Here is a 12,542-nt window from a genome sequence, read left to right as displayed (position 1 = left end):
GGATCAACAAGCCTTAAAAAACGATCTAAATGTTCAAAGTAATCCGGGGATACGGTACAGAAATCTTTCCCATATGGGAAAGATTATTTAAAAATATATTATTGGAGCCTTTAGATAATATCTAAAGGCTTTTTTGCTTTCCAGCAATTCTGATCCCGCTCATTGAATTAAAAAAATCTAAATTTACTGTAAAGTACCTGTTTTAGGGGTTGTAAATAAGAGTATTAACTAAGTAGTCTGGTCTGTTTTTTGTGCTGAGTGGATGAAAGGAGTGGGATCATATTGGTATGATGGATGGTTATATAGCTTCATTTCTCATGTTAATTCCTTTCTTTCGGATCATCCCCATGAACGATTTCCATTCTTTATCACGAACCAATCCACATGGGAATACTTTATATTGAAATGAGTTAGTAATTACTCTTAAGCAGTTAGGCCATTTCGGATAAGTTTCTACCGCCATTTCCTGGATGTCAGAAAGTCGATATTTTTTTCCAGCAAACGGGACGAAATAGTTTTTGATGACCAGATAATTATCTGACACCTCGATGTAAAAGCAAAAGTAAGAGTTGATGGCGTACCAGAACAGGCACACCATACTTACCGGCAGAATTGCCTTACTGGTTACCCCATCTTTCATGGTAAGTACAAGTATAAATAGAATGAATCCCCATAAACTTATTCCCCTGAAAGACAATAAGGGTGTGCCTTTATATGTAGTAAATAATTCACCGGTCAGTTCATGTGACATGACGCTTTTTTCATTTATAAAAACTGGCGGATGTCGATGTTCGTAATAGCTTTTTACATGCTGTTGTATCAAATATCCATTAGCGTAATGTTCATAAAAGATCTTAATTGGGTGTTTGTCTTTTAAGTGAACAACCATTGTTTCCATTTGAAAGCCTAAAGCAAACTGGAAGGAATCCTTGCCAGTGTATTTTACGCTTTCTATCTCAGACCAGTCGAACTGCTGTCTCACTAAAGGCGAATGAAGGGTAACTCCGTTATAGTTTATTCGGATAACTGGCAATTGTTTGACATAGATATAAAGCAGATAAATTCCGTAGGCTATACAAGCGATTCCGAAAAGAATCCCCCAGGTTCTTGAACCTCCTGGTTTTGGCTGAAAAACAAACATGAACAGATACCCCATTCCGAAGAAAAATAAGCTACCGAAGGCCATCATAACATAGACTTTCCAAAAGTGAAATTTAGATTTAAAATCCATAAGTAAAACAAGGGTAATAAGAATATTGACTAAAGTATAAAATTCATGGAATTTTAACCCTATTCCACGTAAATCAGATTGGGAGTGGTTCGAAATCCTGATGTAAGTTCACCTATAAGTTGATACTAAATTACTTATTCTCAGTCTTTGTTATTAAGAGTTGACATTTCAGTTTACAGTCTCGTTGCTTAAATCAAAACTATAAATTACCTTATTTCCGCTTTTTTAGTTCTTAATATTAATACTATTCCGTTGCATAAAGTTTGTTGTAAATACAGCATTTTTATCGTCCATACATTTCATATAGTGTATTTAAGTTCAGCCCATTATTATCATGTTGTTGCCAAAAGTCGTTAATGGTATAAATAATTTCGATGGTTTCTTTTTCAGGTCCAAATTGATAATCTGTGAGAAAGCAGACTTTCTTAATTGGCGATTTGTCAAGTGCTATCTTTAATAGCTTATCAATATCAGGTTTGTATTGATCTAAAAATTTAAATCTGAATTGCTGATTTGCTTCATTATTGAAAATTGGATTACCGATCTTGTTGACTGGTATAGTAATAAGTTCACCTGGATAATCAACACCCCAATCAATTAATTCACCAGCGAAAAATCCACCACTCTTGTCGTATTTAAACTCAGGATTGCCGATATGAACAATTATTCCGTTTTGCTGTTGAAGTAAGTCATAAAAAAGTCCCCGATGACTTTTAAGCTTATTTTCTTCAATGATTGCAATGCTAAAGCTTTTTTGGTTTAGCCGAAGTGCTGTTGAGTTAATTGAAACTATTTCTATTGTCGGCATTGTTGTCTGTAAAGGCTGTTTATAACAATTTAGGGCTTGAAGAAGGTGACGCGGCTTCTCATTCATCAATATCTTCGAACGTTAATTTATTGTTTTTCTTTTCAATTTTTATTTTTCTCCAAGTCGGTGCATATCCTTCTCCCTGCGGTTCGAAAAGTTCTCTAACATACTCCTCTTCTGTTTCATAATTTTTTATTCTTTTTGGACCGGTATAATAGTCGGTTCTATTGTCTAAATAGCTTTCAACTTGTTTTTCATTATTAAAATTTAAGGAGTTTTTTATTTCATTTATAATTCTTTTTTTATCCCTAGCTGTGATCGTCAAAGTAAACGTGTGGTAATAGTCACCAATCGCAGACATCGATTTATTTTCCTCAATTTTAAAGCTATCGTGTAGTTGAATGCCCTGTTCCGTCAATAGTTTCTCTGCGTCAGTTTTTGAAAACAGCTGGTCTTCGAACATTGATAGGGTAGTCAGGATAACGATCAATAGTGTCAAAATGATCGAAATATATTTTCCAACCTTTGAATAGCCCATTTTCTTTGGAATCCAGTATGCAAGAAAAATAAAGCCTATTGCTAGAAACGTTAATGTCAATACAACTATTATCATTTTGGTTTATGTATGAGGCTAATCTACGAACTTTATTGAATTCAAAATTGGATTGTCAGCTTGAGACTATATCAGGTCATCATTTAAACCAATAGGAATGATTAAGTCGCTGTTGAAATAGTTCGAATACGATAATTTTTAGTCGCTAAAACCAAAACTATAAATTGCTTTACTTCCAATTTTTTGGTTCAAAGGTAGTCCGGTTAAGGTTGTTATTTAGTGAATCTGCGCATTAAACTTAAAAAACGATCTAAATGTTTAAAGTAATCCGGAGTAACGGTACATACCGGACTGATGTCCGAAGAATGAAAGGGTTGCTCTTAAAAAAGCAACCCTTTTTTATATAAATAACAGTCTCTACGTTACAGGCGCCAGATAGACAGGAGCAATCAATGTTTTATTTTTTCAAAAAAGAGATTTTTAATCCTATCAGAATTTATATAAAACCCTGTAATGTGTTTTTGTTTGTCGCGAGCAAACCGAATACCACCCAAATTCCTGGCACTACTTAAGAACATGTCCTTTTGTGTAGGACTGAGAATAATTAGGGGTTGATTTTTATTGCTTGTAAATAAACCTTTTTCATTTTGAGACAATGTATATGTTGTATTTAATGCATTGTTATGGAAGTTGCCTGTAAACTCAGTCAAAGTAGTAACAGCGTATTTTACGGGGTCGTATGCTTCGTATGTATACTCATCGCTTTCAGCAGAAGTGTAAGCCATTTTCATAATGCCATCTTCTTTGCGAAATTTCACTATGATCACATCATCGCCATCTACCACCATTTGAAAAGTATTTTCCGATACTGGTACTAGTAGGCTCTCGTCATTACCGTCTAAAGTTTGGTACCGTAAGGTATCATTTTTTACATAAAGTTTACGAGCTGTCGCATTTTCATTGTCCAAATAATGACCACTGTAGGTATCTAATTGTTGGGGTGTTAATTTTATGGTTTTAAGCTGATCAAAGTCAATATTTGCGGGTAAAGGGAATACATCCCCAAGCAGTTCAATAGCCATATTCATGGCAAGCCTACCATTGTATCTATTGTTGTTGCCAAGAACGAATGAAGTGACATTTTGATTTGGAAATATGAAAATATTACTGGCATAACCACCCTCTAAACCATAAGTCCAAAGTTTTGGAACACCTCGTTCTGCATGCTGATATTGTTGTCCGTATAGCAATTTTCCTGCAGTAGGGTTATAAGTTGTACTGCCATCATTTAAAGTAACAGGCAGATTCAGTTTTTCAATTAATTTTTTACTGCCTATTTTGGGGTTCTTAAAATTGATATACCAACGACTTAGATCTGCAGCCGAAGTGTAAAGGTTAGTGGTTCCTGTAATGGAATAGTTGATAGGATTATTCTTTAACCCATTTTTTTCAACTTGATAGGAGGCAGCCACATTAGTTATGATCAGTTGGTTGTCGTCATAAAACAAGGTATTGGTCATACCTAAGGGTTGAAAAATATGTTGCTGAGAAAAGGCTGCCAAGGTTTGTCCGGTTAGTTGTTTTATCACTTCAGTCAGTAGGATAAGTCCCGATGCAGTCTGGGAAAATCTTGTACCCGGTATATAATCCAGTTTCTTCTGCTGAAAGATTAGGTCCAACGCATCTTGCTGCGTAAAAACATCTTTGCTTCTCCATCCTGCAATTTCTTTTAGTGCTAAAAAGTCAGATAATCCACTTGATTGGCTTAATAAATGGTTAATGGTTATTGGATATCCATAATCAGGTAATTGTGGGATATATTTATGAACATCATCAGATAGAGACAGTTTTCCTTGTTCTTCAAGCATTAAAATGGCAAAGGCTGTAAATTGTTTTGACATCGTACCTATTTGAAATTTGGTATCTACGGTGATAGGCGATTGATGATTTACATCCGCAGTTCCAAATCCTTTTAAGTAGACAATCTCACCATTCTTTAATAGCCCTGCCGCCACACCCGGTTTATGTTGGGCATTGTCCCATTCCGAAAATACTTGATCTAAGTTCTTAGTTGTTCCTTTGGGTATGTGAGGTGTATTAGCTTCAATAAGTGCTATAATTTCATGAGTCATTTTTGATGCAGAACTAGGGTCTTGTCCGGTTACAAATCTGCCATCAACAATAGTGAAACCGTCCCAACCATTATCAGAATACACAAAATGGCCACCATTGCTTTTTATGGCCTGGTCAATTACAAAAGGAAATGTTTTGTAGTATGCTGCTTCCTTGTTTTCAAACTTGTTTGGAAACCCGGTTATTTTTTTGTCCTTGTACAGCGATTTTCCGGCATCATCTCTTAGGTAGGCTAATCCTGCCGTACCATGACAAATTGCGGCAACGACTCCGTTCTTATTATAAATTTTCCTGGTAAGTTTTTGAATAGTTTGATCTTCTGCTACACCAAACATGGCTGCTCCGCCACCAGTATAGAGAATCGCACTATAATCGTCTGTATTGATATCTAATGGCTTTGAAGTATGCTCCAATTTGTCCATGAAAAATGCATCGTAGAGATATTTTTTCTGAATACTATCCGATGAATTGATATAACCAATTGGAATTGGGCCACCCTTTGGACTGATGAAGTCAACGGTATACCCTGCTTTTGCAAATAGATGATAAGGAATAACAATCTCCTCAAAGTGGTTCGCGGCAGTAATTTTACTTGTGCCGTAAAACTCCTGGTTGGAGGTTACAAACAAGATTTTTTTTTGCGCATAAGCAGGTGCAAGTAATGAGCTGAATAAAATACCAATCATAATCACCTGATACAATTTGGATGTCGATCTATACATAAGTTTTTTTGTGTAAATGTATAGGGACACTTATGCCTCTAAGGTTTTCGTTTGTAAAATGGGAGTATGATATTATAGATTCGAACTCATTTTGAGTGAGTTTTTTGATATTCAGCGGGAGTTAAGCCAGTTGTTTTTTTAAATGCAGTAAAGAAGGTTGATTTTGAATTAAAACCACTATCATAACCTACACTTTCTATGGTGTAGTTCTTTTCGGTTTCTAATAGTTTTTTTGCTTTTTCAACTCTATATTCTTTAATAAGATTGGAGAAAGATTTACCTAGTATTTCATTTACATATTGAGATAGCAGATGCTTGGTTACTTTCAGTTCTTTTGCGGCCTCTTCAAGCGTGAAATTTGGATTAATAAATAGTTCTTTTTCAAGAATGATAGATAGCTTTTGACCAATGAGATCCAATGTGTTTGGTTCGATTTCTTTGTTCTTATATTTCTCTTTTTCTTGAAAAAAAGCGGTCTCCTTACTGTTTCTAAAAATCAGAAGCAAGACAATTATGTACAGGATAAATGTAAATGATAGAGCTCCAGCTATATAAGAGGTGTAAGCTGAGGTCGTATACGCCAACCATATCAAGGTAACGCCCATATAGATGTTTAAGATCCATATATCTATTCTGAGCAAACTTTCTTTGTCTTTAAATTTTTGAATAACCGGACGGATGTATTTTATAGACAGAACAATGTAAACGAACCATTGGGCATAGATAGCTTTTACGATCCACCTGCTCCAAACGGTAGGATGGTCGACATAGGGATAGAAAAACCCTATCATGGTGATTACTGCCAAATAAGGGAGTATATGTTTGGCCCAAATAGGTTTTCTATCTTCTGAGTATGTTTTAAGGTATAAAAAAAGAAATGGACCAATCAGTAGGCATGCAGAAAGCCCAATCTGAATAAAAATATTGGATAAGTGCGGATTGAAATAGAAAAACACTGATTTAATGATTCGGATGCTTAAGGCGAGTAGTAGTAAGGATAAAAAATAGTTTGTAAAAATTTTCTTTTTAGCATGTATAGCGAAGTACACTGAAAGTAAGAAACCATTAAAAGCTCCTAAGGCACTAAAAAAAAAAAGTAACTGGTTTGATTCTGCCATTATTTTATTAAATCCTTTATTTATGATCTCTGCACCTAAAATAAAGGATTAGTTTTGTTCTTTCTGTTTTTTTGTGTTTTAATTTAGCCTGTAGATAACAGGTTTCAGACAAAGAAATTGCTGAAGCAGGCTGTCATGAACCCTAAAAAACGTTCCAGGCATTCAGAGTATTCCCAATCATAGGTGCCGGTAATCCTTCTCATTTCTGTTACGCTCTTCCTCCCTGGAAAAATGGGCTGTAAGTTTAACCTGACCTTATTTTTACAACTGAAAAACTTATGGTTTCTACTTACTTATGCGGAATTTATATTATTATTGTTACATAAAAAGGTAGGGGATTTATGAGTCAGTTATTAGTTATGAGTGATGACGAACTTCTGGAAGCATTTAAGTCAGGAGATCAGCAGGCTTATAGGCAAATATATGACCGTTATTGGCAGTTATTGTACCGTCATTCCTGTAATATGTTGAGAAATAATGAGGAAGCAAAGGATGTGGTACAGGAAGTATTTACCACGCTTTGGATGAAGAAAGATGAAATAAATCCACCTGTTGCCGCTTTTTTGTATACCGCCAGTAGGAACAGGATCCTTAACCTATTGAAGCATCTGAAAATTGAAGAGAAGTATGCAGAAGAGCGTAAAGCTGTTCTGGAAAATCCAGGAATGACCTTACCAGATCAACAGGTGATTGAACGCGATTTTGAGCGGTTGATCGAAGCAGGTATTCAAAGTCTGCCACCAAAAATGCGAAGGATATTTGAGCTGAGTAGGAAAGAATTTAAAACGCACCAGGAAATTTCCGAGGAGCTTAATATTTCTTCTTTGACGGTTAAACGGCAGGTTAGTAATGCATTGACTATACTGAAGAATAAGCTTCATATCTTTTTTACATTTTTTTAATTTCTATCTACATCCTGAGCCATGCTGAGTTGTTATACACATGAACAACCTCAGAAAGCTGTTGTATGATGGACAAATTAGACAAGAAACAAGAAGAACTGCTTAAAAAATACCAGGAAGGCAATTGTAGTCCCGATGAGGTAGCTGCCGTTCATTACTTGTTTAATCTGGCATTAGTCTCAGCGGAAGAGCTCCCGGCTTCCCCAAGCGATCAAGAGGTAAGAGAAGAGATCTGGAACAGGCTGCCTTTCAACAGAAAAAATTATAAACTGCATGTATTCAAAAGAATTTCTGCAGCTGCGGCAGTAATTATGGTTATGGCTGCGGGTTATTTTTGGTACGGCAGTAAATCGAAGGTGGCAACAAGTCAACACCTTTTTGCTGACATTGCTCCAGGGAAAAATACGGCAACACTTACATTGGCGAATGGCAAAAAAATTATACTCACAAATGATGTCAAAGGGGAATTGGCAACGGAATCTGGTGTAACCATCACGAAAACTGCTGATGGACAATTGATTTATGAAATAAAAGGTCAGGAAAACGGAGATCCGAAAGCTGTAAATCAGCTTTCTACAGCGAATGGCCAATCCTATCAGTTGCGTTTACCCGATGGAACTATGGTTTGGCTGAACGCCGCTTCTTCCATTACTTATCCTGTATCTTTTTCTCATTCGGACTTGCGTGAAGTTGAGCTAACAGGAGAGGCTTATTTTGAAGTTGTTAAAGATAAAAAACGTCCTTTCCTTGTGAGTACCAATCATCAGCGGATCCGTGTTTTAGGTACGGAGTTTAATGTAAACGCCTACAGAGATGAGCCGGAGCAAAAGACAACCTTACTAGAAGGAAGTATAAAATTAAGCCTGGAAGAGGGAGTAACAGCTCGTGTATTGAAACCTGGTGAACAGGCCGTTTCAGTTGGAACAGAACTTCAGGTGTCGACAGTAGATGTGGAACAGGCGGTGGATTGGAAAAACGGAGATTTTATATTCCAATCGGAACCTTTAACATCCTTGATGCGTCGTGTTTCCAGGTGGTATAATGTACAGGTAGTTTATGCCAACGGAGTAGATAAAGAAGGAACATTTACTGGAAAGGTATCCAGAAGTAAAAATATATCTGTATTGCTGAAAGCATTACAGTCTGCCGGACTAAAGTTTGAAGTCATTGGCAATAAGATTATTGTAAAAAATCAATCAACATAAACTTAACCAACCAACCAAATGAAGAAACTATCCAAAAAAGATCCTTAAGCCCTGAAGAAATAAGTTAAAGGATGGCCGAAAGTGTACCACCACTTCCGGCCGGTGTTTTAGCTTATCTACGCCCCGGAAAACCGGGTAATTCACAACAATTATTAATGAACTGATGTAGGTTGCCCTGAAACTTTTGAGGTACAGGCAACAAACTGATTAAACACGATGTAAATATATGATATTTTACACCAAAAGCCTATGTAGGCCAGGGACTGCTATTGCCAAAATTTCACTGCTGATGAACCCTGTTTTTAGCAGGCTTAGTGAGGTGAATAAAAATAAATGGATCATGCGAATTAAATTGATGGTCATATTGTTAACTACTGCTATCCTACAGGTAAGTGCGAGTACTTATGGTCAAAGTGTAACGCTAAAACACGAAAGGGTGAAGTTAGCTACGGTATTGAATGACATTAGAAAACAAAGCGGTGTTGACTTTGTATTTAGCGACAAAATCATTGCCCTATCTAAGCCGGTAAGTATCAATGTAAAAAATGTAAGCCTTGAGGCTGCATTAGAGGAATGTTTTAAAAACCAGCCTATCACTTTTACTATTGAACAAAAAATGGTGACTATAGGAAGGAAGCCAATTTCACTTCTTGGGATGGATCAATTGATCATAGCCAGATTAAGTGGTGTAGTAAAGGATACTGAAGGAAATCCTTTGCCAGGCGCATCTATTGCCATCAAAGGGACTACGAAACATGTCATCACTGATGCTGTTGGTAAATTTGTCATTGATGGGGCACAAAAGGGCGACATTATTGTGATCAGCTATGTGGGCTTCGTTTCTCAAGAGATAGTTTGGAATGGCGAAGCACAACTGAATGTGAAATTGGCCAGTATGGAACAAGGTCTTGATGACGTGATCGTAGTGGCTTACGGTACTGCAAAAAAATCAACTTTCACAGGCTCTGTTGCCGTAATTAGTGGCGAGAAATTGTCAAAGGTTCCAGGTTCTAGTTTTACGGAATCTTTGCAGGGAATGGGAAGCGGTGTAAATGTAGTCAATAACGAAGGTAATCCTGGAGGGAATACCCGTATTCAGATCCGCGGAATCAGCTCTATGAGCGGGGCATCCAAACCATTATATGTACTGGACGGCATGCCTTACGACGGAGAATTGAATTCCATTTCACCAAGTGATATCGAGTCGATCTCTGTATTAAAAGATGCAGCGGCTTCTTCACTTTACGGTTCACGTGCCTCTGATGGGGTAGTGATGATCACCACAAAGAAAGGGAAATCAGACATTCCTAAAATTAATTTCCGCTCTGCCTGGGGAACCTCAGACAATGCGATTGGAAATCCGGTGAAGGCCGATCCAGCGCAGCAATTGCTGTATACCTGGGAAGGAATGTACAACGATCAGTTTTACAAATACGGAATGACAAAAGCTGATGCCGGAAACTGGGCATCTAACAATGTGTTGGGTAAAATCTTAAAAGCAGTGACCAATTCTGCGGGTCAATCGAGCTATGTATCTCCTTTTAAACACATCAATGAAAATTATGTGCTGCATGATGGCAATGGAAATCCTTACCTGAATCCTAATCTGCAGATGGTATGGGATCCATCAGATTATGATGTGAACGGAGCGGTATATTCTCGTAAACTGCGTCAGGATTATGGTCTTGATGTGAGTGGAGCGAGTAGCAATGGGAAGACAAATTACCTGATTTCAGGCTCGTACCTTGATGATAAAGGTTATGCGAGTAACCAGTATTTCAAACGCTACACATTTAGAACAAATGTGACTACACAGGCTACAGACTGGTTACAGTTGGGTGGAAGTATCGCTTATAGCGGTTCAAAACAAAATACTTCGGGTTCGATGCGTGCGCAGATTTTTACGACTACGATGTCTTCGCCATGGTTGAGGAATATTGACAATACCGATTGGGTATATTCTGAGAAAACCGGTAAAAGAATGTTTGATTACGGATCTTATGTCAATAACTTCTTTGGTATTCATCCAATGAACAATGGCGGTGATTACTGGGACAATCCAAATGATGAAGATTTCAATAACAATCAGGCTAGCCTGGTTTCTACCCGCTTTTTTGCAAATGTTAAACTTCCTTTTGATCTGAATTTTAAATCCAGTTTAGGGATTGACAATAGCAGTACCAAGTATTTTTTATATGGTTCGGCTGTTCATGGCTCCGGACAGGTGGCTCCTTACGGGCTTTCCGTATTAACCTCTGGTGGTAATGCAACCAGAAGCAATGCGGACAACACTTCCTTAACCTGGAACAATATATTGACCTGGAATAAAAAGATGGGCGACCATAATTTCAGCGCTTTGGCTGGACAGGAATTGTACAATTACAATTATTTGTATAACACTGCTTATGGAGAAGGCATCATGCAAATTGGTCAATATGAGCTGACTTCTACGACTAAAGGCTGGACCAATGGTTCCAGTAGAGATCGTTATGGGTTATTCTCATTCCTTGGTAAGGTAGATTACAATTTCCAGGACAAATATTACCTGTCGTCCTCTATTAGAAGTGACGGTTCATCCCGTTTTCATCCTGACAACCGCTGGGGTTATTTCTACTCGGTAGGTGCTTCATGGAGAATGTCTAATGAAAACTTTATCAAGGACACGGAATGGATCAATAATTTATCGCTTCGCGCCAGTTATGGTACCAATGGAAATGATAAATTGACCACCAGAAATGGCGATGGCAGTCCGGGTGGAGGTTTACTATATGCTTACCAAGGCGTGTATGAGGATGATCCGATGTACGGAAACGCTGGATTACGTCCTTCCGCGATGGCTACTCCAGAGCTGAGGTGGGAGAGCAACAAGCTGCTGAATGTAGCTCTTGATTTCAATATCTTTAAAACGATTACCGGTTCAGTAGAATATTATACCCGTAATTCATCTGGATTGCTATATCAAAAACCATTGCCACTGTCTGCACAAGTAGGTTCTATCGTCGGAAAAAACACCAATCTAGGTAATATCCGCAATAGTGGTTTTGAGGTAAGTCTGGGTGCTGAGTTGATCCGCAGCAAAGATTTCGGCTGGAGAATTGATGCCAATATCTCTACCCTGAAAAATGAAGTGACCTACCTTCCTGGTGGTGCATTTACTTTCGCCAACCGTGCCGCAACTTATAAACTGGAAGAAGGACATTCTGTTTACGATTTCTTTATGGTGAAAAATGCAGGTGTGAATCCTGATAATGGGAATATGCGTTACCTGGTTAAGGATGGTGCTGGAGGTTGGAAAACTACCGAGAACTATGCTGAAGTAACCACAGCTGATTATCAATATGGCGGATCGGCATTGCCTAAAGCTTATGGATCATTTACCAATAGCTTTGACTATGCTGGATTTGACCTGTCTATCATGTTCTACTACTCTCTGGGTGGTAAGATGTTTGATTATGGTTATATAGAACGTACCGCATTGCGTGGTGGAGTTGGTGTGATTCCTGACCTGGTAGCTGACAGGTGGAAAAATCCTGGCGATCAGGCGATGTTCCCAAAATGGTCTAACGACAATTATGCGGATACCCGCAGAGCTTCAGATTTTTATGTATTTAACAATAGCTATTTACGTCTTAGAAACTTAACGCTAGGCTTTACTTTGCCTAAAGAACTCAGCAAAAAACTGGGGATGACTTCTGCCCGTATTTACCTGACTGGAAATAATCTGCTGACTTTCGGATCGGCCAAAAACCGTTATTCAGATCCTGAAACAGGAGTATTGGGGAATAATTACAACGGTAATGCGGATACGGATAATGGTGTTCAGGGTTCCAGAAGAATCTATATGGGCGGTATCCAGGTTTCATTTTAATA

General features: G+C 37.8%; 8 protein-coding genes. 3 read left to right on the top strand and 5 right to left on the bottom strand.

Going from position 1 to position 12,542, the window contains the following annotated elements:
• Window positions 1-298: 298 nt before the first annotated feature.
• The 5 genes from R2S10_RS06705 to R2S10_RS06685 all read right to left on the bottom strand — a co-directional run bounded on the left by R2S10_RS06705 (window position 299) and on the right by R2S10_RS06685 (window position 6,565).
• The gene (locus tag R2S10_RS06705) at window positions 299-1,156 is read right to left on the bottom strand and encodes a hypothetical protein (RefSeq protein WP_316839674.1); all 858 of its coding nucleotides are present in this window, start codon (window positions 1,154-1,156) and stop codon (window positions 299-301) included.
• A 358-nt stretch (window positions 1,157-1,514) separates the two neighbouring features.
• Window positions 1,515-2,105: a hypothetical protein gene (locus R2S10_RS06700; RefSeq protein WP_316839673.1), complete on the bottom strand. Its 591-nt coding sequence runs from the start codon at window positions 2,103-2,105 to the stop codon at window positions 1,515-1,517.
• The gene (locus R2S10_RS06695; RefSeq protein WP_316839672.1) at window positions 2,098-2,652 is read right to left on the bottom strand and encodes a hypothetical protein; all 555 of its coding nucleotides are present in this window, start codon (window positions 2,650-2,652) and stop codon (window positions 2,098-2,100) included. The genes R2S10_RS06700 and R2S10_RS06695 overlap by 8 nt, the downstream gene beginning before the upstream one ends.
• A gap of 389 nt (window positions 2,653-3,041) precedes the next feature.
• Window positions 3,042-5,447 carry a serine hydrolase gene (locus R2S10_RS06690; protein ID WP_316839671.1) on the bottom strand — a complete coding sequence of 802 codons (2,406 nt, stop codon included), beginning with the start codon at window positions 5,445-5,447 and terminating at the stop codon, window positions 3,042-3,044.
• A gap of 86 nt (window positions 5,448-5,533) precedes the next feature.
• Window positions 5,534-6,565: a helix-turn-helix domain-containing protein gene (locus R2S10_RS06685; protein ID WP_316839670.1), complete on the bottom strand. Its 1,032-nt coding sequence runs from the start codon at window positions 6,563-6,565 to the stop codon at window positions 5,534-5,536.
• 341 nt (window positions 6,566-6,906) lie between these two features.
• Between R2S10_RS06685 and R2S10_RS06680 the strand changes: the two genes are divergently transcribed.
• The 3 genes from R2S10_RS06680 to R2S10_RS06670 all read left to right on the top strand — a co-directional run bounded on the left by R2S10_RS06680 (window position 6,907) and on the right by R2S10_RS06670 (window position 12,540).
• The gene (locus R2S10_RS06680; protein ID WP_316839669.1) at window positions 6,907-7,467 is read left to right on the top strand and encodes an RNA polymerase sigma-70 factor; all 561 of its coding nucleotides are present in this window, start codon (window positions 6,907-6,909) and stop codon (window positions 7,465-7,467) included.
• 65 nt (window positions 7,468-7,532) lie between these two features.
• Complete coding sequence (locus tag R2S10_RS06675; RefSeq protein ID WP_316839668.1) at window positions 7,533-8,672, top strand: FecR family protein; 1,140 nt, start codon at window positions 7,533-7,535, stop codon at window positions 8,670-8,672.
• Between the two features lie 289 nt (window positions 8,673-8,961).
• A complete protein-coding gene (locus R2S10_RS06670; RefSeq protein ID WP_316839667.1) occupies window positions 8,962-12,540 on the top strand; it encodes a SusC/RagA family TonB-linked outer membrane protein in 3,579 nt (1,192 codons plus the stop codon).
• The last annotated feature ends 2 nt before the right edge of the window (window positions 12,541-12,542 follow it).

Source organism: Pedobacter gandavensis (genome assembly GCF_032678745.1).
Lineage (GTDB): Bacteria > Bacteroidota > Bacteroidia > Sphingobacteriales > Sphingobacteriaceae > Pedobacter > Pedobacter gandavensis_C.
Note: the sequence above shows the minus strand (reverse complement) of the source record. Positions and strands in the feature narration are given on the sequence as shown.

What these genes read in the sequence shown, in the direction of transcription:
- R2S10_RS06680 (WP_316839669.1), top strand. Translation starts at nt 6,907, where the DNA reads ATGAGTCAGTTATTAGTTATGAGTGATGACGAACTTCTGGAAGCATTT.
- R2S10_RS06695 (WP_316839672.1), bottom strand. Translation starts at nt 2,652, where the DNA reads ATGATAATAGTTGTATTGACATTAACGTTTCTAGCAATAGGCTTTATT.
- R2S10_RS06670 (WP_316839667.1), top strand. Translation starts at nt 8,962, where the DNA reads ATGAACCCTGTTTTTAGCAGGCTTAGTGAGGTGAATAAAAATAAATGG.
- R2S10_RS06700 (WP_316839673.1), bottom strand. Translation starts at nt 2,105, where the DNA reads ATGAATGAGAAGCCGCGTCACCTTCTTCAAGCCCTAAATTGTTATAAA.
- R2S10_RS06675 (WP_316839668.1), top strand. Translation starts at nt 7,533, where the DNA reads ATGATGGACAAATTAGACAAGAAACAAGAAGAACTGCTTAAAAAATAC.
- R2S10_RS06685 (WP_316839670.1), bottom strand. Translation starts at nt 6,565, where the DNA reads ATGGCAGAATCAAACCAGTTACTTTTTTTTTTTAGTGCCTTAGGAGCT.
- R2S10_RS06705 (WP_316839674.1), bottom strand. Translation starts at nt 1,156, where the DNA reads ATGGGGTATCTGTTCATGTTTGTTTTTCAGCCAAAACCAGGAGGTTCA.
- R2S10_RS06690 (WP_316839671.1), bottom strand. Translation starts at nt 5,447, where the DNA reads ATGTATAGATCGACATCCAAATTGTATCAGGTGATTATGATTGGTATT.